Source organism: Phascolarctobacterium succinatutens YIT 12067 (assembly GCF_000188175.1).
Lineage (GTDB): Bacteria > Bacillota > Negativicutes > Acidaminococcales > Acidaminococcaceae > Phascolarctobacterium_A > Phascolarctobacterium_A succinatutens.
In genome coordinates this window covers 1-20,279 of the sequence record NZ_GL830844.1, presented here as the reverse complement: position 1 = coordinate 20,279, position 20,279 = coordinate 1, and the positions used below count along the sequence as shown (strand labels likewise).

Here is a 20,279-nt window from a genome sequence, read left to right as displayed (position 1 = left end):
TTGATTCCTACAGTAAACTGACGCGGCCAAAAGTGTGGCAGCTCTTTTAATCTGTTTGCTGTTTGTGCTACAATAGGCTTAACAAGGTTATTGGCGAAAGGAGAAATGTAAAATGAAATGTGATTGCGCTAATTGTCCTACACATGCCTGCTACACCAAGGGTGTTAACTGCACAGGCGTGCTCCTGGAGGCTGTCAAGGAAGCCTATACCGAGGAAGAATTGAAGCTCATGCAGGCTGCTGCCTACGTTGAAGGCACGTTCTACAGCAATATCTGCCGTCTGCAGGAAACTGCGGAGTTTGCCAAAGCTATGGGCTACAAAAAGCTGGGCATGTCCTTCTGCATCGGTCTGAATGCGGAAGCACGCTATATTGCTAAATATTTTAAGCAGCAGGGCTTTGAGTTTTACAGCGTATGCTGCAAAAACTGCAGCTTCCCCAAAAAAGAGCTGGGACTGAAGCAGGTTAAGCCGGAGCTGGAGCATGAAGCAATGTGCAATCCTAAATTCCAGGCTAAGTTTTTGGCAGAAAAGGGCGTTGAGCTGTACATTTCCTGTGGCCTGTGCGTTGGACACGATGCTATTTTCAATATGAATGCCGAAGGTCCGGTAACGAATCTGGTAGTTAAGGACCGCCTGCTGGCTCATAATCCGTTGGGCGCTATTTATTCCCGCTACTGGAAGCGTAAGCTGGGAATTATGGACGACGGAGAGGTATAAGATACATTGATTTTTACAGGGAGTAATCTCGGAGAACAATTAAAATTTTCTCTTGGATTACTCCCTGCTAACTTCTTTGTAATTTTCTCGTTAATTGGTGAAAAAATACTCCCTTCCCCGTTGCTTTTTTGTTGCAATTTGATACAATATAATTTACGGAAGGAAGGTACACTAAATGATATTTGATACACATATGCACTGTGATTATTCCTGCGACAGCGAAATGAAATTTGCTGATGCCATCGGCGCAGCCGCTGAGCAGGGGATTGGTATAACGGTTACAGAGCATTGGGATTATGATTATCCGACTAATCCGGAAGCATTTATCTTTGATATAGACGAATATTTTGCGCGTCTGCGGCCGCTGAGCAGCGACGAGGTGCTGATAGGCATTGAAATCGGCATGCAGACACATACTGCGGCTGAGGATAAAAAGGTGGCACAGGCTCATCCGTTTGACTATGTGCTGGCCTCTATCCACTGCATCGGCGGACGTGATTTATACGAGCAGACCTGCTACAAGGGACGCACACGTCAGCAGATTGTAGAAGAATTTTTGCATGATGCGATTACCTGCCTGGAACAGGAGCGAGATTTTGATGCGTTTGCGCATATTGACTATATCTGCCGTTATTGGCCGTATAAGGGAGCGGAGCGTGAGCTGCGTCTGCAGGATGCACCGGAATTATTCGATAAGCTGTTTTTACTTTTGATTGAGCAGAATAAACCTATTGAAATCAATACACGTCGCCTGGATGATGCTGCTGCGGTAGCAGGCTTGCTGCCGCTGTACAAGCGTTACCGTGAGCTTGGCGGCAAATACTGCACTCTTGGCAGTGACGCCCATTATAAGGAGCATGTGGGGCGCAGATTGCAGGAAGCGCTGGCGTTGGCAGCGCAGGCAGAACTGACACCTGTTTATTTTAAAGCGAGAAGGATGCAGATTATGGAGGGGTTAAAATGAAATGCGTGCGTTTTGAGGATTTACGGACAGGCAACAAGCGTATAGGCTTTATTGACGGCGATGTTATCCGTTGCGTATATGGTTCTTTGGAAACATATTGGCAGATAACTGATGAAACCTTTGCTATGCGTGATGTACGCTTGCTGGCACCCTGCGTACCGAAGCAGATTATCTGCGTCAGCTTTAATTACCAGAAGCATGCGGCAGAATTCGGTGTAGAAATTCCGCGCGAGCCGAGTATTTTTTCTAAGGCTGCGCATACCGTTGTCGGTACAGGTGCGGATATCATCTGGCCGAAGCAGGTGCAGGAGCTGGCCTTTGGCGCGGAACTGGGTATTGTCGTGAAAAAGAGGATGAAGAATGTTAAGGCAGAAGATGTACCTAAATATATTTTGGGTTATACCTGTGCTAATGATGTTACGGCCCGCGACCTGCAGCGCAAGGAGCGCCAGTGGCTGCGCTGTAAATCCTTTGATACCTTCTGTCCCTTGGGACCGTGGCTGGAAACGGAGCTGGATCCCAGCGATTTATCCATCCGCTCTTATGTCAACGGTGTGCTTAAGCAGGATGCGCGCACGAACAATATGATTTATAATCCCTACGAAATTCTGAGCTACATCTCTCAGAGCTTTACATTGGATGCCGGTGATCTGATTTTGACAGGTACTCCGGTTGGTGCCGGGCTCTTAAATGAGGGTGATGAAATCACCGTTGAAATCGAGGGTATTGGCAAGATTTCCAATAGAGTAGTTATGGAATAAGATTTTACAAGACGTGTGTTGCTGCACGTCTTGTATTTTTTTCCTGATTGTGCTATATTTTGACTGATAAGTCAGTGATATATATTGTAATACCGGACTGATACTGCTGCTCGGGAGAGAGCAGCTAAAGGAGGTTCTTTTTTTATGCTTCAGAATATGACAGAGGGAGCATCATTAAAGCTGATTATTCCCTTTACGGTGCCGCTTCTGATAGGCAATGTTTTTCAGCAGCTGTATAATATTGCCGATATTATTATTGTCGGGCGGACGATTGGCGTTAACGCCTTGGCTGCCGTAGGTGCGGTATCACCGCTGTTTATGCTGACGATGGTGCTGACGATTGGTCTCAGCAACGGCTTTACTGTTGTTACGGGACAGCGTTACGGTGCGCAGGATATGCAGGGAATGCGCCGCAGCATTGCTACCTGCGTTGTGTTGAGCTTATTTTTCGTTTTGCTAATTATAGGGATTATGCATTTGGTTATCGACCCGATGCTGGTGATGATGAATATTCCGCCGGAGCTGATGGAGGATGCCTATGCCTATGTAATGATTATCGTCGACGGTCTGCTGGCGATGATGGCGTATAATCTTTTGTCGGGTATTATGCGCTCCTTGGGGGACAGTAAAACACCGCTGTACTTTCTCATTATTTCTTCGATAGTGAATATTATTTTAGCGCTTGTTTTCATCATCATCTTTGGCTGGGGTGTACCGGGAAGCGCCTTTGCCTTGGTTATTGCCCAGGCCTTTTCCGCAGTGCTGTGCGTAATTTATATTTACAAGCGCTTTCCGCAGCTGCATATTCATCGCAGCGACTTTCAATTGGATTGGCCGGAGCTGTGGGCGCATCTGCGTATGGGCCTGCCGATGGCGGTGCAGTTCTCAGTTTTGGGACTTGGTATTATTATTCTGCAGTCAGTTTGCAACAAGTTCGGCAGTGACCAGATTGCCGGCTTTACTACGGCAATGCGCGTAGAGCAACTGGCGCTGCAGCCGATGATTTCCTTCGGTATTGCTATGGCTGTGTTTACGGCGCAGAATTTCGGTGCTCGCCGCTTTGACCGCATCCGTGATGCGGTGCACCGCTGCTCGCTGCTGACGCTGGCCTTCAGCTTGTTTGCTGCGGTTGTGGTCTTTGCTTTCGGCGAAGAGGTAATCGGAATCTTCCTGGATAATCCGTCACCGACGGTTATGGAGGCCGCACATCTTTATATCTTGTATACCGTGCCTGTTTACTTCTTCCTCAGCCAGATTTTTATTTACCGTAATGCCTGTCAGGGCATGGGCGTAAGCATGATTCCTATGCTTTCGGGTATGGTTGAACTGATAATGCGTTCTATCGCGGCAATATATCTCAGTGTGCCCTTTGGCTATGAGGGCATCTGTATGGCGGAGCCGATTGCATGGATCAGTTGTGCGGTATTTGTTTTTGCAGCCTACCATTATTTTGTGCGTCTGCTGGAAAAGAAATATACACCTGTTAACTGAATACTGAGCAGAAAAAGTCAATTTTTAGCAGATTATCTCGACAAAAATTCCTGCGCAGGTTACAATTAAAGTACAGAGAATACATTTAAGGATGGTGAATGCTATGAAAAAAATCTTGCTGCTTCTGTCGATGCTGATGTTTATTTTTACTGCTACCGTATCGGCGGCCAGCGCTGTTTTTTTGAAAAACCAATGGTATGAACCCAGCGAAGGAACAGCAGAGTACGTCAGAGTATTTACAACGGATAATCCCGATTATTATCGCTATATCAATGACAGATTTGCTTTTGCGATTAATCTCCCGGCAAACTTCAATCAGGCCTTCGAAAGCACTAATGGCGACGGCTGCATTTTTAAGGATGAATACGGTTCCAGCTTTACTGTCAGCGGCGGTCATAATATGGGCATGACGCTTGCCGATGAATATGATATGGATATCCAAAATCATCCGTCTGCTGCCTATAAGGCTAAGGGTGATGACTGGTATGTTATTTCCTATCTGGAAAATGACAGGATTTATTACAAAAAGTGCTTTATCAACGGGGAATATTGGAATACCTGGTATTTTGATTATCCTTCCTGGCTGGCAGACAGCTATAATAATAAATGCGCTGCTATCGAGTCTACATTTACACCCGGTTGGAAATCCGGCCGAGCTCTTTACTGATAAGCTGAACGCGTAACGAAAGTTACGCGTTTTTTCTTTATTTATCACGCCTTGTGTGATAAAATTAATATATTATGGGTTAGTATGTACTGCACCTGCTGACCACCGTTAAATGATAGGAGGCGGAGCTGTGACAGCAGAGCAAAATAATATATATGGAACACTTTATTTATGCGCTACACCTATCGGTAATCTTGAGGATATGACACCGCGCGCTTTGCGGATGCTGCAGGAAGCAGATTTGATTGCGGCGGAGGATACACGTCATACGCTGCAGCTTTTAAATCACTTCAACATCAAAGGACGCCTGGTGCGTTATGATGAGCATAGCAAGGATAAGCAGGGAGAATATCTTTTAGGCCAGCTGCTGGAGGGCAAAAATGTTGCGCTTGTAAGCGACGCAGGCTTTCCGGGAATTGCTGACCCCGGTGAGGCCTTGGCGCATGATGCGATTGCTCATGGTATCAGAGTGGTGCCTGTACCAGGTGCCAACGCTGCTTTATGTGCTTTGATTGCCAGCGGTCTGCCGACGTATCCGTTTTTCTTCGGTGGTTTTTTGCCTAAGAGCAAGCGTAACAGACGCGAGCAGCTGGAGAAATGGCAGCATATTCCTGCGACGATTATTCTTTACGAAGCGCCGCACAGGATTGTGGAGGTGTTGAAGGATATTCTGAATGCCTGGGGAGACCGTCCTTTGGCGGCAGCACGCGAGCTGACGAAGCTGCATGAGGAATTCTACCGTGGCACGGTCAGCGGCTGTCTGGAATGGCTGGAGGTCAATTCACCGCGCGGAGAGTTCTGCCTGGTGCTTGATGCCGGCGACGGTGCTTTCGCTGCAGCCGAGGAGGAGCTTGAACCTCTTGACGAGGTGAGCAAGCTGATGGCTGAAGGCGTAGATAAAAAAGCTGCCTTGGCGCAGGTAGCAAAAAAACGTAAAATCCCCAAACGGGAGCTATATAATCAACTAATTTCTGAAGGAGATGGGTCTGACAATGACTAAACCGAGTTATTATATTACAACACCAATTTATTATCCGAGTGACAATCTGCATATAGGCCATGCCTATTGCACAACTATCGCTGACAGCCTGGCACGCTTCCACCGCCTGAAGGGTGAGGATGTATTCTTCCTGACCGGCAGTGATGAGCATGGTCTGAAAATCCAACGTAAAGCTAAGGAAAAGGGTGTAACCCCGATTCAGTATGTAGATGCGATTATTGCCAACTTCAAGCTGCTGTGGAAAGAGCTGAATATCTCCAACAATGACTTTATCCGCACCAGTCAGGAGCGTCATCACAAGGTAGTTCAGGATGCACTGCAAAAAATTTATGAGCAGGGCGATATCTATAAGAAAAACTACAAGGGCCTGTACTGCGTGCCCTGCGAATCCTATTGGCTGGAGCGTCAGCTTGATGAAAACCATTGCTGCCCCGACTGCCATCGTCCGGTAGAGGAGATGGAAGAGGAAAGCTACTTCTTTAAAATGAGCAAATACCAAGATTGGTGGCTGCAATTTATCGAAGAACATCCTGATTTCATCCAACCGGCAAGCCGCCGCAACGAAATGATCAATTTCGTTAAGCAAGGTCTGGAGGATTTGTGCATTACCCGTACCACCTTTGACTGGGGCATTCCTGTTCCGTTTGACAAAAAACATGTTGTTTATGTATGGTTCGACGCGCTGCTGAACTATCTGACCGGCATTAAATACGGCACCGATGATGCCTTCTTCCACAAATACTGGCCGGCAAGCCTGCACCTGGTAGGCAAGGAAATCGTGCGCTTCCACACCATTATCTGGCCGATTATGCTGCACGCTATGGGTCTGGAAATGCCGCAAGAGGTTTACGGTCATGGCTGGCTCGTAGTTGACGGCGATAAAATGTCCAAATCTAAGGGCAACGTTATCGACCCGCTGGGCCTGATTGATGAGTTCGGCGCTGATGCTATCCGCTACTTCCTGCTGCGCGAAATCAACTTGGGCAGTGACGGCAACTTCTCCCGTGATGCACTGATTACCCGTGTAAATGCAGATTTGGCCAACGACCTGGGCAACCTGCTGCACAGAACCGTAAGCATGATTGAAAAATATCATGGCGGCATTGTTGCTGATACCGGTGCTAGCGAACCGATTGATGATGAGCTGAAGGCTCTCGTTAAGGAAACCGTAGCTAACTATGTTAAGGCTATGGACAACATGGAAATCAACACTGCAATTAAAGGTGTATGGGCTTTGATCAGCCGCGCCAACAAATATATCGACGAAACCGCTCCGTGGATTCTGGCTAAGGACGAGGCTAAGGCTGACCGTCTGAAGACTGTTATGTATAACCTGGCTGAAACCCTGCGTATCGTAGCTATTTTAATCAGCCCGTATATTCCGACCACCAGCCCGAAAATTTACACTCAGCTTGGCCTGGCTGTGCCTGAGCAGTTCCTGTTGGCTGACGCTGAGTGGGGCGGTCTGGCAAACGGTACTAAGGTTTGCAAAGGCGAGCCTCTGTATCCGCGTATCGAGGTTACCGAAGACGGCGCAACCATCATCGGCGGCAAACGCTATGAGCATAAGGCTGCAGCTCCCGCGCCTGCTCCGGCAAAAGAAGCAAAGCCTGCTATGGAACCGATTAAACCGGAAATTGCTTTCCCTGACTTTGAGAAGATTGACCTGCGCGTAGGCAAGGTTCTGGAAGCAGAAAAGGTTAAAAAATCCAAAAAGCTGCTCAAGCTGCAGGTAGAAATCGGTGATGAGGTACGCACTATTGTCAGCGGTATCTCCCAATACTATGAGCCTGAACAGATGGTAGGCAAAAACGTTGTTGTTGTAGCAAACCTGGCACCGGCTAAGCTGATGGGTATCGAATCCTTCGGCATGCTGCTGTGTGCTTCCGACGGACAGGGCAATCTGGCTCTTGTTGACCCGCAAAATCTTGCTTCCGGCAGTCGTGTAAAATAAAAAAAGTGCTTGACGCACTCTGAGATTTAGAGCAGTCACTCTGATACGTTTTGGCGGATGAGGAGTGCCTGCTCTTCGTCTATTAACATATTGTCTTTTGTTTTGGAAGGGGGACTTATCAGTGTCTGAAAAGCTATTTTCGCGCTTGTTTTGGCGACCGTATCTTTGTATAGGCATCAGCATGATCTTAGTGTTGCTCAGCAGCATGGTGCCCTATATCCTGCCGCATGCATGGCTGGGAGAGCATTATCCCGGTTACGATTTTTACATGTTTAAGGGCATGGCCTGGACGCTGAAGTTGGCGCTGCTGATTTATTTATATGGCATCGTCTGCATCTTTACGAAGAATTATTTCCCTAAGCTGAGCAGCCTGTGCACTGAAGAGGTGCGCGCGGTGATTACCGGCTACAAGAGCAGCTGGAGCCGTGGCAAGCAGCTGTGCCCGGTTTTTACCTATAAAGTTGGCGATAAGGAATACAGCGAGGCCTTGAACGAAGCCAAGGGAACGAAGGAAAAGAGCGGCGATGTGTTGGAGCGTGGTTTTACGCTGAAGCTGCCGCGTAAAATTATTTATAATCCGCAAAATCCCAAGGAATTTTACCTGCCTGGCTGCGAATATTATTCGCGTAAGGCGGCGGTTTTCCGTTATATTTTGTTCAGCATGCTGCTGTTTTTGCAGCTGTATCTGAACTTTTTTGTGAATGTGAGGTAGATTATGAGCAGAACAGGCTTATGGGATTCGCATGCCCATTTAGATGATGAAGCGTTTAATGAGGACAGAGAGCAGCTGATTGCACAGCTGGAGCAGGATATGGACGGCATCGTCAATCCCGGCTGCGATGCTGCCAGCAGTGCTGTTGCGGTGGAGCTGGCGAAAAAATATCCGTTTATTTATGCGGCGGTTGGCTGGCACCCCGAGAATTTAAAGGGCATTCCTGCCGACTATCTGCAGCAGCTGGCAGAGTGGGCGCAACATCCGAAGGTAGTGGCAATTGGTGAAATCGGTCTTGATTATTACTGGAAGGAAAACGAACCTAAGGAGGTACAGAAGCGTATTTTCTTAGAGCAGGTTGACCTAGCTAAGCAGTTTGATTTGCCGGTGATTATTCATGACAGAGATGCGCACGGCGATATGCTAGAGCTGTTCCAAAAGGAAGTACACGGCGTACAGGCAGTGTTCCACTGCTTCAGCGGGTCGCTGGAAATGGCGAAGGAGCTGGCTAAGCGTGGCTATTACTTTGGCTTCGGCGGTACGTCTACCTATAAGAATGCGAAGAAAGTGCGTGAGGTTATGCAGTATATTCCTAAGGAGCTGCTGCTGTTTGAAACCGACAGCCCTTATCTGACGCCGGTGCCTTTCCGCGGCAAGCGTAATAATCCGGGCTATACGGAATATACGGCGCGTAATGCGGCGCAGGTGCTGGGAATGGAATTTGAAGAGCTGGCGGCAATTGCTACGGCAAATACCAAAAGGTTATTCAAAAAGATAAAATAAGTATAGAGTTGCTTTCAGCAAAAATCAGAGAGGTCTTGTGATGCACGGGCCTCTCTTTTTTGTGCAGGCGTGCGCAGCGTAAAGAATAAATTTGTGCGGATAGCTGCTTTAAAGCTATATCTGCAGTGCTAAATATGTTAAAATATAATAATGTACTAAATTTGTTTAGCTTTGCCGGAGGGAGCAAATAATGAAAGATAAAATTAGCATGCCTTTAATAGAGGCGATGCTGCAATATAAAAGTGAGGACGTCTATCCTCTGCATACTCCTGGACATAAGGGAGGACGCGGCATGCAGCGCTTGCTGCGTCAGGAGCTGGGTGCCAGCGTGCAGATGGACGTGTCGCTGATGAGCGAGCTGGACGATATCCACGAGCCGGAAACCTATATTAAGGAGGCACAGGAGCTGGCGGCGCAAACCTATGGCAGTGATGCCTGCTTTTGGGCAGTCAACGGCACAAGTCAGGCAATTCATGCTATGCTGCTGATAGCACTGAACCCGGGGGAGAAGCTGCTGTTGCCGCGCAATGCGCACCGCAGTGTTGCCGGCGGACTTGTTTTGGGTGGTATAGAGGCAGTTTATCTGCAGCCGGAGTATCAGCCGGAATTCGGCATTCAGATGCAGGTTACTGTGCAGCAGATAGAGGCGGCACTGGCGCAGGACAGCAAAATTAAGGCGGTACTGCTGACCAGCCCCAATTATTACGGTGTGGCGGCAGATGTGCGGGCGATTGCTGATTGCTGCCATGCGCATAATGCAGTGCTGCTGGTGGATGAGGCGCATGGACCGCATCTTGGCTTCAGTGAACTGTTGCCGCCATCCGCTCTGCAGTGCGGTGCTGATGCCTGTGCTCAGAGTACGCATAAAATTTTGGGCGCGATGACGCAATGCAGTATGCTGCATGTGCAGGGAGCACGTCTTGATTTGCAGCGTGCGGCGGATGTGATGAGCCTTTTGACGACGACAAGTCCCAACTATCTGCTGATGGCATCACTGGATGCTGCCAGAGCGCAGGTGCAGGTCTACGGCAAGGAGATGGCAGCGGCGGCTGTACAGGCTGCTGCTAAGCTGCGCAGCCTGTGTGCCGCCTATAGCGGCCTGCGTGTAATGGAGACGGCAGATTGCGGCGGACTGCAGATGGACAGCACGAAGGTGACAGTCAACTTTGCAGCCTGGGGCTATACCGGCGTAGAGGTTGGTGAGCTTTTCCGTGAGGCAAGAGTTGCTGTTGAGCTTGTAGATGCCTATAATGTACTCTTTCTGGTGACCTATGCAGATGTTACTACGGATTATGACGAGGCGTTGGCAAGAATTGCCGCTGTACTGAATAAAATGCAGGCGCAGAAGCGTGCGCCGCTGCAGTTGGCAGCGGCAGCGAAGGTGCCGCAGACGCAGGCAGTTCTGCCATTGCGCGACGTATTCTATCGTGCGAAAAAAGCGGTACCTTTGGCAGAGGCTGTAGGCAAAATCTGCGGCGAGCAGGTGAGCTTTTATCCGCCGGGAATACCGGTGCTGCTGCCGGGTGAGCTGGTAACGGAAGAGATTATTGCCTACTGCCGCGCGCAGAAGGAGCTGGGGTTGCCGGTAAGCGGACCTGCGGACAGCAGCTTACAAACGATACGTGTTATTGCTGATTGAGGTAAAAAGATGCGAGGATTTTTTATTACATTCGAAGGAATAGACGGAGCGGGTAAAACTACCCAACAGCATTTGGCAGCGCAGGCCTTGCGCGAACAGGGCTATGATGTGCTGGAAAGCCGCGAACCGGGCGGTACACAGCTGGCTGAAAAGGTGCGTGCTTTGGTGCTGGACCCGGAGCTGCCGCTGACAACGGCAACGCAGACGCTGCTGTATCTGGCAGCGCGCAGCGAGCATGTCGACAAGCTGCTGCGTCCGGCGCTGGAAGCAGGTAAGATTATTATCTGTGATCGCTTCAATGATTCAACGCTGGTTTATCAGGGACTGGCGCAGGGCAAGGCTCCGGAGGAGATTGCACAGCTGCGCCGGCTGGGAGCCTTTGCTACCGGTGGCTTGGAGCCTGATTTGACACTTGTTTTTGATGCCGACCCGGCAGAATTATTGGCACGTCGGCAGCAGCGCGGTGTGCAGGACCGTTATGAGCAGCAGGGACTGGAATTTCAGCAGCGCCTGCGTGCAGGCTTTCTGCAGCTTGCCGAGGCAGAGCCGCAGCGCCTGCAGGTGATTGATGCCTTAGGCACGCAGCAGGAGGTTACTGCTAAGGTGCTGCAGGTAATCGGCAGAGTAATCAGCGGAGAGAAATAAAATGTGGGAGCATATTATCGGCCACACAGAACAGAAAAAATTTCTGCAGAACTATCTGCAGGCCAAGGAGCGTCCGCATGCATTGCTGTTCAGCGGTGCTGCCGGCTTGGGCAAGCGCACGCTGGCTCTGGAATTTGCCAAGGCACTGCTGTGCTTTCAACATAACGGCACAGACGGCTGCGAGGCCTGCAGGCTGATGAATTTGCAGGACGGCAATCTGAGCCATCCGGATTTCGTACTGGTGCAGCACGAATGGGATGATAAAAAAGACCGTTTAAGAGATACGATTATTATCGACCAGATCAGGGAGCTGACGGCCAAAACGGCGCTGGCACCGGTGATGTCACCGACGCGTGTGTGCATTGTTGAGGATGCGGATACCATGGTTCCCGCCGCAGCCAATGCTTTTTTGAAGCTGTTGGAGGAGCCGCCGGCCGGCTGGGTGATTATTTTGCTAGCAGCCAATGTCAACAGGCTGTTGCCGACTATTATGTCGCGTGTGGTACAGCTGCGCTTTCAGGCAATCGAGCCGCAGCTGGTGGAGCAGGAGCTGCAGGCAAGGCAGATAGAGCCTGCCAAGGCCGCGGTATTGGCGCGTATCAGCGAAGGCTCAATCGGCTTGGCGCTGAATTTAGCTGCAGCCAAGGGGCAACTGGATGTATTTGAATGCCGTAAGCAGGCGGCAACCTTTTTGGAGGCCTTGCCCTTGGCGATGCCGATGAATTATCTGGCCGGACGCAGTTGGCTGGACAAAAAGGTGCAGCGCGAGCAGGCACTGCTGCTTGTGCAGCTGTGGCAGCTGCTGCTGCGCGATTTAATGATGTGCAATTTGCAGCTTTATGATAGAATATATAATATAGATTTACTGGATGAACTTAAAAGCCAGAGCAGCGGCTGGCAGCTGTCGGCGCTGAAGCAGGCTTTAGTGATTGTACAGGAAGCATATGACGCATTGGTGAGCAGTGTCGGTATGAAAACGGCATTGGAAACCATGGCGCTTAAAATAGATAAAATTTATAAGGAGTGATATTTTATGCCGACAGTAGTAGGCATTCGCTTTAAAAAAGCGTGCAAGATATATTATTTTGACCCGGCGGAAACAGGTGTAGCAAAGGGTGATTTCGCTATTGTAGAAACAGCTCGCGGTGTGGAATACGGCGAAGTTGTTATCGGACCGCGTGAGGTTGATGACAAGCAGATTGTTTCCCCGCTCAAGCCGGTTATGCGTAAAGCAACAGCCGATGATGACATGAAACTGGCAGAAAACAAAATCCGTGAAAAGGAAGCGTTCAATATCTGCCTGCGCAAAATCAAAAATCATGCTCTGCCCATGCGTCTGATTGACGTAGAGTTTACCTTTGATGTGAATAAGATTATTTTCTACTTCACTGCTGACGGACGCATTGACTTCCGTGAGCTGGTTAAGGACCTGGCGGCAGTTTTTCGTACCCGTATCGAGCTGCGCCAGATCGGTGTGCGCGATGAGGCCAAGATGCTGGGCGGTATCGGCAGCTGTGGCCGTCCGCTGTGCTGTGCAACCTTTTTAGGCGACTTTGAGCCTGTATCTATCCGCATGGCCAAGGACCAGAGCCTGTCCCTGAACCCGACGAAGATTTCCGGCATCTGCGGCCGTCTGATGTGTTGCCTGAAGTATGAAAACCATATGTACTGCAAGCACGGTTGCAACGGCTGCGGTCGTAGCGAGCGTATTGAAATTCCCAAGATGGGCAGCAAGGTAGTGACTACTATGGGCGAAGGCAAGGTAGTAGGCATCAATCGCAAGGAGCGTACCGCTGCCGTACAGCTTTCTCCGGATAATACTATTCAGGTGGAGTGGGAAGAGCTTGTAGATGCTTCCCAGGCTGACAATGTCTGAGCAGGAAAACAGCCTGCGCTGTGATTATGTGCCGGGCTGCGGCTATAAAATCTGGCAGGATGCCAAGGAATTCTGCTATACTACGGATGCCATATTTTTAGGCAACTTTCCGCATGTTGTGCGTAAGGCAAAAGTGTTGGAGCTGGGCTGCGGCACCGGTGCAATCAGTATGCTGCTGGAAAGCAGAGGCGCCGCAGAGGTGACGGCGCTGGACTGCAATCCGCAGGTAACCAGATTGGTACGCCAAAGCGTTGCGGATAATTCCCTGCAGGATAAGTTTACTGTTATAGACGGTGATTTGCGCAATTACAAGCAGCTGCTGCAGCCGGAAAGCATGGATTTGGTGGCTTCCAATCCGCCCTACCGCAACAGCGGCAACGTGCGCCAGGTAGGCACTGCTGCCTGCCACGAGGTTACCTCGACGCTGGAGGATTTCTTCAGGGCGGCGGCTTTTGCTGTGCGCTATCGCGGACGCTTTGCTTTGGTGCAGCTGCCGGAGCGCTTTGCCGAAAGCATGCAGCTGGCGCTGAAATATGGTCTGCAGCCGAAGCGTTTGCAATGGGTGCATTCCAAAATTGATAAGCCTGCCTGGATTTTCCTAATGGAAATGCAGAAGGGCGGTAGCTACGGCTTGGATGTTCTGCCGCCGCTGATTATGTATAATCAGGATGGCAGTTATACGGAGCAGGTGAAAAAATTCTATGAGCCTGCTGTTAAATAATCTCAATGGACGGGAAAATGTTAGAATATAAGTAGTCTATATGCTAACAAATTATACATTTTAGATACGCGAAAATGCTGTAAATGTCACGTATTTGACGCTTCCTGCTGTTTTATGTTAAAATAATTATCGGATTAAGGAGGTTTTTATGATTAAGCATATATGCAGATTACATTTAAATTGTTTATTATCTGCCGTTATCCTTATGCTGATGGTACCCTTCCTGACCGGTTTTGATATTTCACAGCAGGTGACTATTCTTTATGATGGTCAGACCAAGGAAGTGCGTACTAGTGCAGTAAAGCCTGGCAAAATTTTGCAGGAGGCCGGCATTGTCCTGGAGAAGGGCGATGGCTGGAAGCTGCAGAATACCAAAAGGGTACAGAACGGCAGTGTGATTGAGGTACTGCGCGGCAAGCCCTTTACTGTTATCCGTGGCAATGAAACGGTAGAATACAAAAGCTGCAAGCCGACTGTAGGCGAAGCGCTGAAGGATTTGGGCATCTCCTACAAAAAGGAGCGTGTTTATCCGGATGTGGATGAGCCGTTCAAGGAAGGCATGCAGGTTTATATTTTGAATGCCGATGAGGAGCTGCAATTCAGTGAAGCGAGTGTAGATATTCCGGTGAAGTATGAGGACGATTACAGTCTGAACTTCGGTACGGAAAAGATACATGTTGAAGGCAAGGCCGGTACAGCGAAGGTTGTTTCCAAAAAGGTGAAAAACGGTGATGGCAGTCATTCCGTACAGGAGCTGACACGTCATGTGCTGATTGAGCCGGAAACAAAGGTTATCCGCAAGGGTATGGCGATGAGCGTCTATACTCCTGAGGGCTATAAGCACTATACGAAAAAAATCAGTGCCCATGCCTCTGCTTATGTAGCAACAGGCAGCCGTACTTCTATCGGCCTCGTTCCGTATGAAGGTATTGTGGCTGTTGACCCGCGCTTCATTCCGTATTATACAAAAATGTATATCCCCGGTTATGGTATCGCTATGGCCGGTGATACCGGTGGCGATATGGTTCACCACAGAGTAGATTTGTTCTTTAATGATTATCATCGTGCTATCCAGTGGGGCAGACGCGATGTAGATATTTATATTTTAGCTGATTAAGGTGGAATTTATCTGATGCTTAAGGAAGTGCTCGTAGTAGAAGGAAAAATGGATACGGTGGCAATTGGTAAGGCGCTGGAGGCGGATACTATCGAAACCGGCGGCTTTACCTTGGCACCCTATACTTTGCGCCAGATTGAGGCTGCGTATAAAAAACGCGGGATAATTATCCTGACTGATCCTGACGGTGCCGGTGAGCGCATTCGCCGCTTTCTGACGGAGCGCTTTCCGGAAGCAGGGCAGGCGTTTATTCCTAAGCGTCAGGCAACTGCCAATAATGATGTAGGCGTGGAGCAGGCGCAGCCGGAGGCTATTTTGGAAGCTCTGGCTAAGGTGCGTCACCATGAATATCGTCCGCAGCAGGAATTTACCATGCGTGATTTGTTCCAAAATAATCTGAACGGCAGCGAGAGTGCTTCTGTGCGCCGTGATGCGCTGGGTGCCGAACTTGGTATAGGCTATGGCAATGCCAAACGCTTTTTGGAACGCCTGAATCATTATGGCGTGAGCCGTGAAGAATTTACGGCTGCTTTAGAAAAATTGGAGAGTGAAGAGTGAATAAACCCATTATTGCTTCTCCCCAGGTAACGAATCATATTCTGCACCGCTTTAAGCTGCGTGCCGATAAAAAGCTGGGGCAGAATTTCCTGATTGATGAAAATATCGTGCGCCGTATTGTAGAAGCAGCAGAGCTGTCCCCTGCGGATAAGGTGCTGGAGGTAGGCCCGGGCATCGGTACGCTGACGCAGGGGCTGGCAGAAAGCGGTGCCGATGTTGTGGCGGTAGAGCTGGATAAACGCCTGCTACCGGTACTGGATGTTACGCTGGAGGGTTATGACAATGTTCGCATCGTCAATGGCGATATCCTGCAGGTAAATATTATGGAAACGGTGGCAGCACCGGAATTTAAGGTGTGCGCTAACCTGCCGTATTATATTACTACGCCGATTATTTTTGCCCTGCTGGAAAAGCGCCTGCCTATGGAACGCTTAGTTGCTATGGTGCAGAAGGAGGTTGCCGAACGCATGGCTGCCAAACCCGGCAGCAGAGATTATGGTGCGCTTTCGGTAGCTATTCAGTATTACACCGAGCCGGAGATAGCGTTTATCGTACCGCCGACCTCGTTTATTCCCGCACCGGCTGTTGATTCGGCTGTTATTGTGTGCAAGCGCCGCTCCGAGCCGCCTGTAAAGGTGTGCGACGAAGCGCTGTTCTTCCGCATTGTGAAGGCAGCCTTTTCTCTCAGACGCAAGATGCTCAGCAATTCGCTGAAGAATATGGGTATTAACTCCGAGCAGTGTTCGCAGTGGCTGCAGCGCGCCGGCGTAGACGGCAAGCGCAGAGCGGAAACGCTCAGCTTGGAGGATTTTGCGGCATTAACTAATACCTTTAGTGTAGAAAAGTAAAAAATAAAAAAAGTTAGGCTACAAAACAGCAGAGAAAATGTAATGATGTTTACACTTTCTCTGCTGTTTTTGGCTTTAAAGGGACTGTATTATTCCTGTTGTGCATTATTAATATTCCAATAAAGCATAACTGATATAAAACTAATTGCCACATGCCCAAACGTTATAACTTGACCTCTTGAAAATTCTGACAGAATAGTTTATATTATAACTATAGGGAATAATAAATATTCCCTAAGGTTTGCGCGGCGCTTCACCTCCCACGATGAAAGCGAGGTAAGTATTATGGAAAAGCTATTAGCAAAAATGTATGAGCAGTCAGAAAGCAAAGCAGAAAAGAAGCAGTACCGGGTGCTGAACGCACTCAAGGCTGCAGCCTTCTTAAATCTGGCAGTTTTCTACTTCCTGTATAATATCAATGTAGCTCAGGGTACTAATCCTGCTTGGGATTATGCCTGGTGGCAGCGGCTGACGCTGTGGAGCATTGTTGTTCTGTGCGGTATGACCTTCAGCCAGGGCAGCAATTACCTCAAATGGGGATTGGGCCTTTTGGGTGTAGGTACTGCGATTTCGCTTTGCACCTATCTTTTTACACCGCAGCATCCCATTTATTTCGGCATCTTTACCTTCCTTGGTCTTGCATATCTGGTAGTACAGCCCATTCATTGGTGGCTGCAGAAATCTCCCGGTTCCTGCGGTTGGCTGTTATCTGCAATAGCCTATGATTTGACAAGGCATCTTACCGATGGCGTGATCATCTGGCAGGGTAAGATAATTGGACATCTGCCGTCCTTCCTGTACGGTGACTGGAACGTATGGCTGGGGCTGCCCGGTGCAGAATTTGTCTCGCTGGAGTATGTGCCTTTCCTGCCTAATATCTTCTTATTCTTGTGCGGCCTCTACCTGTTCCAGTTTATGTCCGAGCATGAAAAAGGACAAGCTTATCTGAAAAAGCTGAGCTAACTAAAAAAACCTTTCTTTAAAAGTCAATTTGCATAGAAATTCTCGTAGTTATACAGTTTATTTGCATATGGTGTTATCTCTCTGCTTATTTCTTCTTAACCTTTAACACCCCATGCTTTTAGCCAATGTCCCAACAAAGCTAATCTCCCCGGACTCATAATTAACGAGAGAGAAAGAAGAAAATCCTCCGTAGCTGGCGAGCTATCGGAGGATTTTTCTTTATGGCTGATTCAATTTAAAGCTGTCTAAGGAATAAATGGCCTGGGGCAGATAGTTATCTGCCTGCAGCGCAGGCATTACGTACAGCAGCTGGTAGGTTTTGCCGTTCTGCTGAGCTTCTGCGGTCAAAAGCAGCTTGTTGCCGTGATAATCATTGTGGGCACTCAGGCGGCAGGTCCAAATTAACTGATGGCCATGCTGCCATTGCCAGTATACTTTGGCATTTTCATAGACCGGCAGAGCTTCTGTTGCCTTAAAGCTTGCAGTGTCCGTAGGGTCAAGCACGGTTGCTGCCAACATCAGAGTGTTGCCTGCAGTGCGCACCAGCATAGCTCCTTCGGCTTGCGGCAGGTCTGCCAGCGGATTTTTACCGAAGGACTTAGGCACTGCTATACTATAGCCGCCGGCTTCACTGCTAACGCTAATGAAATCACTTGCCTGCGGTGTACGCATGAACTGCCTGGGCAGAGGCGGCTTGCCTACCAGATTCAGCTTTGGCTTAGGCTTGGGCTTATCTGCAGGCGGCACAGGCTCATTGCTGATAACAGGCGGTTTAGCTGCAGTGTTTGCAGCAGCTGGTGTTGTTGGCACTTCTGCCATAGGTGCTTTTGCTTCATTCACTGTCGTGGGCGCTTCGGCTGCTGTTTCTTCCTGCTTTGGCGTTGCCGGTACAGTAGGAGCAGTGCTTACGATGTTATTGTCTGCAGCGTGTTCCTCTGCTTGGGAAGTGTCAATACTGCTTTCGGCTTCCGTCGGCTCAGCCTGTTGAGCCGGAGAGGTGGAAACTACAGTAGGCTGCGTAGCATAATTTGGCAGTTCCTCGGCTGTAGCTGCAAAGCTGCTGCCTGCAAGGCTGAGCAGCAAAGAGCAGATTAAGACTGTGCGCCTCATAGTTTATTGCAGACTTCGTTGATGGCTGCTTCGTCTACACGCATAGCGGCGATAGTTTTTTCCATCAGCTCGTCTAAAGGCCAGCCAAGGATATCGGAACCTTGTTTGATTACATCGCGGCTGCAGCCGGCTGCAAAGTGTTTATCCTTAAATTTTTTCTTCAGGGATTTCAGCTCCATGTCCTGTACGCTTTTGGAAGGGCGCATCAGGGCAGCGGCGCCGATTAAGCCGGAAAGCTCATCGATAGCGAAAAGCACTTTTTCCATCTGATGCTCCGGTTTGATGTTGGCAGCAGTCAGGCCCCAGCCATGGCTGGCAGTGGAACGGATAATGCTTTCGTCTACGCCGTGCTCGCGCATCAATTCCTGAGATTTTACGCAGTGCTCTTCGGGATACAGCTCAAAATCCAGGTCGTGCAGCAGGCCTACGATGCCCCAGTATTCCTCCTGATCTGCATAGCCAAGTTCCTTGGCAAAGTAACGCATAATGCCTTCTACAGTCAGCGCATGACGCAGATGAAAGGATTCCTTGTTATATTGACGTAATAAATTCCAGGCTTCTTCTCTGTTCATATTATTGTCCTCCTAATGCTTTGTTATTTTTCTATAAAATGCGGGTGCTTAGCTCGCTTTTAAATATTTTCAGCCTTCGGATGCTTGGTACGGTAATCGCTGATCATATCGTGCAGCGTAGTGTGGTCAACTACGCCGTCAATGGCCTGCTGAATTTTTTTGTAAAGACCGATGGTGATACAGGAGTCAAACTGATCGCAGGGGGTTTTGCAGTCCAGGCAGGATACGGGAGCAAGACTGCCCTCGACTGTGCGCAGGATTTCGCCGACAGTGTATTCATCAGGCGTGTGCGCCAGACGATAGCCTCCCTGAGCGCCGCGGGCACTTTGGACAAAGCCTGCTTTACTCAGCTGGTGAATAATTTGCTCTAAGTATTTATCGGAAATATTTTGCCGTTGGGCAACTGTTTTTAATGGTATATAGCTACCGGTGTGGTTGATTGCTAAATCGAGCATCAATCGCAGGGCATAACGTCCCTTGGTAGAAATTTTCATTACGGTCACAACCTTTCTAATGACTATATTCTACTATGAATTTAGTAGGAATTCAATAATGATTATCATATCTGTGTTATGCTGGCATAAATTAATGATTCTGCACACCGAATATGAAAATGCTAGTGCCATTTTATTACTTTTGTGTTAAAATACCCTTATACAACTATTTTTGGAGGAAGTAAGATGGAAAAAAATAAATTAGATAAAACCTTTAAGCATTATCTGGGAATTTTTACCGAGGATAAGGAATTGGGCAAGATTCTGAACAAGGTATCCTTCCAGGAATTATTCAATCCTAAGTTTTTGCAGGAAAACAGCAAATTTACTTCTATGGATGATATGATCTGGCGCAGCGGTTTTGGCATTATGAACCTGATGGAAGTAGAAAATGTTAATCAGGATAAGTGGAATGAGTATATTGCCAAAAATACCGAATGTGAAACCTGGCACGATTTTGGCAAGGTAGCAATGATTGACTGGATGAAAAATAAACTGGAAGAAGTAAAAAAATCCAAAAACTAAAATCTTCGTTGCCGGAGCTGAATGCTTCGGCAATTTTTGCCTTATGAGGGGAATGAACAATGGAAATAGTTTTACATGCATTAAACGGTGTGCTGACCATTATGCTGATGATTGCTGTCGGCTTTTATTTTATAATGTACCCATAGTCATGGACAGTTTGG

Annotated in this window: 22 protein-coding genes; 19 read left to right on the top strand and 3 right to left on the bottom strand. The window is 48.6% G+C overall.

Features of this window, described 5'->3' with window-relative positions:
• Positions 1 to 112 precede the first annotated feature (112 nt).
• The 18 genes from HMPREF9443_RS00120 to HMPREF9443_RS00035 all read left to right on the top strand — a co-directional run bounded on the left by HMPREF9443_RS00120 (position 113) and on the right by HMPREF9443_RS00035 (position 17,417).
• Entirely contained in the window at positions 113 to 718 is a 606-nt protein-coding gene (locus HMPREF9443_RS00120) for a DUF1847 domain-containing protein (protein ID WP_040564433.1), read from the top strand.
• A gap of 175 nt (positions 719 to 893) precedes the next feature.
• Positions 894 to 1,682, top strand: a complete 789-nt coding sequence (locus HMPREF9443_RS00115) for a histidinol-phosphatase HisJ family protein (protein WP_040564432.1) — start codon at positions 894 to 896, stop codon at positions 1,680 to 1,682.
• Positions 1,679 to 2,443 carry a fumarylacetoacetate hydrolase family protein gene (locus tag HMPREF9443_RS00110; protein WP_009144424.1) on the top strand — a complete coding sequence of 255 codons (765 nt, stop codon included), beginning with the start codon at positions 1,679 to 1,681 and terminating at the stop codon, positions 2,441 to 2,443. The genes HMPREF9443_RS00115 and HMPREF9443_RS00110 overlap by 4 nt, the downstream gene beginning before the upstream one ends.
• A gap of 144 nt (positions 2,444 to 2,587) precedes the next feature.
• Entirely contained in the window at positions 2,588 to 3,934 is a 1,347-nt protein-coding gene (locus HMPREF9443_RS00105) for an MATE family efflux transporter (RefSeq protein WP_009144423.1), read from the top strand.
• 103 nt (positions 3,935 to 4,037) lie between these two features.
• Complete coding sequence (locus tag HMPREF9443_RS00100) at positions 4,038 to 4,601, top strand: hypothetical protein (RefSeq protein WP_040564430.1); 564 nt, start codon at positions 4,038 to 4,040, stop codon at positions 4,599 to 4,601.
• Positions 4,602 to 4,713: 112 nt separating this feature from the next.
• Positions 4,714 to 5,601 carry a 16S rRNA (cytidine(1402)-2'-O)-methyltransferase gene (rsmI, locus tag HMPREF9443_RS00095; RefSeq protein ID WP_009144421.1) on the top strand — a complete coding sequence of 296 codons (888 nt, stop codon included), beginning with the start codon at positions 4,714 to 4,716 and terminating at the stop codon, positions 5,599 to 5,601.
• The gene (gene metG / locus HMPREF9443_RS00090; RefSeq protein WP_009144420.1) at positions 5,594 to 7,555 is read left to right on the top strand and encodes a methionine--tRNA ligase; all 1,962 of its coding nucleotides are present in this window, start codon (positions 5,594 to 5,596) and stop codon (positions 7,553 to 7,555) included. The genes rsmI and metG overlap by 8 nt, the downstream gene beginning before the upstream one ends.
• A gap of 121 nt (positions 7,556 to 7,676) precedes the next feature.
• Positions 7,677 to 8,267, top strand: a complete 591-nt coding sequence (locus HMPREF9443_RS00085) for a hypothetical protein (RefSeq protein WP_040564428.1) — start codon at positions 7,677 to 7,679, stop codon at positions 8,265 to 8,267.
• 3 nt (positions 8,268 to 8,270) lie between these two features.
• Positions 8,271 to 9,050, top strand: coding sequence for a TatD family hydrolase (locus HMPREF9443_RS00080; protein WP_009144418.1), 780 nt, complete (start codon positions 8,271 to 8,273; stop codon positions 9,048 to 9,050).
• A 190-nt stretch (positions 9,051 to 9,240) separates the two neighbouring features.
• Positions 9,241 to 10,689, top strand: coding sequence for an aminotransferase class I/II-fold pyridoxal phosphate-dependent enzyme (locus tag HMPREF9443_RS00075; protein ID WP_009144417.1), 1,449 nt, complete (start codon positions 9,241 to 9,243; stop codon positions 10,687 to 10,689).
• 9 nt (positions 10,690 to 10,698) lie between these two features.
• Positions 10,699 to 11,334, top strand: coding sequence for a dTMP kinase (tmk, locus tag HMPREF9443_RS00070; protein ID WP_009144416.1), 636 nt, complete (start codon positions 10,699 to 10,701; stop codon positions 11,332 to 11,334).
• Between the two features lies 1 nt (position 11,335).
• A complete protein-coding gene (locus HMPREF9443_RS10175) occupies positions 11,336 to 12,361 on the top strand; it encodes a DNA polymerase III subunit (protein ID WP_009144415.1) in 1,026 nt (341 codons plus the stop codon).
• A gap of 6 nt (positions 12,362 to 12,367) precedes the next feature.
• A complete protein-coding gene (locus HMPREF9443_RS00060; RefSeq protein WP_009144414.1) occupies positions 12,368 to 13,210 on the top strand; it encodes a PSP1 domain-containing protein in 843 nt (280 codons plus the stop codon).
• Complete coding sequence (locus HMPREF9443_RS00055; protein WP_009144413.1) at positions 13,203 to 13,931, top strand: tRNA1(Val) (adenine(37)-N6)-methyltransferase; 729 nt, start codon at positions 13,203 to 13,205, stop codon at positions 13,929 to 13,931. Before HMPREF9443_RS00060 ends, HMPREF9443_RS00055 begins: the two co-directional genes overlap by 8 nt.
• A gap of 148 nt (positions 13,932 to 14,079) precedes the next feature.
• Positions 14,080 to 15,048, top strand: coding sequence for a 3D domain-containing protein (locus HMPREF9443_RS10170; RefSeq protein WP_050787069.1), 969 nt, complete (start codon positions 14,080 to 14,082; stop codon positions 15,046 to 15,048).
• Between the two features lie 15 nt (positions 15,049 to 15,063).
• Positions 15,064 to 15,606: a ribonuclease M5 gene (gene rnmV / locus HMPREF9443_RS00045; RefSeq protein WP_009144411.1), complete on the top strand. Its 543-nt coding sequence runs from the start codon at positions 15,064 to 15,066 to the stop codon at positions 15,604 to 15,606.
• Entirely contained in the window at positions 15,603 to 16,454 is an 852-nt protein-coding gene (gene rsmA, locus HMPREF9443_RS00040; RefSeq protein WP_009144410.1) for a 16S rRNA (adenine(1518)-N(6)/adenine(1519)-N(6))-dimethyltransferase RsmA, read from the top strand. Before rnmV ends, rsmA begins: the two co-directional genes overlap by 4 nt.
• 285 nt (positions 16,455 to 16,739) lie before the next feature.
• Positions 16,740 to 17,417 carry a heparan-alpha-glucosaminide N-acetyltransferase domain-containing protein gene (locus HMPREF9443_RS00035; RefSeq protein WP_009144409.1) on the top strand — a complete coding sequence of 226 codons (678 nt, stop codon included), beginning with the start codon at positions 16,740 to 16,742 and terminating at the stop codon, positions 17,415 to 17,417.
• 219 nt (positions 17,418 to 17,636) lie between these two features.
• Here the strand turns inward: HMPREF9443_RS00035 and HMPREF9443_RS00030 are convergent, their stop codons facing one another.
• From HMPREF9443_RS00030 to HMPREF9443_RS00020, 3 genes are read right to left on the bottom strand one after another with little or no spacing between them, the layout of a single operon-like run.
• Positions 17,637 to 18,527: a hypothetical protein gene (locus HMPREF9443_RS00030; protein WP_009144408.1), complete on the bottom strand. Its 891-nt coding sequence runs from the start codon at positions 18,525 to 18,527 to the stop codon at positions 17,637 to 17,639.
• Positions 18,524 to 19,099, bottom strand: coding sequence for a hydrolase (locus HMPREF9443_RS00025; RefSeq protein ID WP_009144407.1), 576 nt, complete (start codon positions 19,097 to 19,099; stop codon positions 18,524 to 18,526). The genes HMPREF9443_RS00030 and HMPREF9443_RS00025 overlap by 4 nt, the downstream gene beginning before the upstream one ends.
• Before the next feature lie 59 nt (positions 19,100 to 19,158).
• Complete coding sequence (locus HMPREF9443_RS00020) at positions 19,159 to 19,593, bottom strand: RrF2 family transcriptional regulator (RefSeq protein WP_009144406.1); 435 nt, start codon at positions 19,591 to 19,593, stop codon at positions 19,159 to 19,161.
• Between the two features lie 186 nt (positions 19,594 to 19,779).
• Between HMPREF9443_RS00020 and HMPREF9443_RS00015 the strand changes: the two genes are divergently transcribed.
• Positions 19,780 to 20,118 carry a hypothetical protein gene (locus tag HMPREF9443_RS00015; RefSeq protein WP_009144405.1) on the top strand — a complete coding sequence of 113 codons (339 nt, stop codon included), beginning with the start codon at positions 19,780 to 19,782 and terminating at the stop codon, positions 20,116 to 20,118.
• Positions 20,119 to 20,279: the final 161 nt, after the last annotated feature.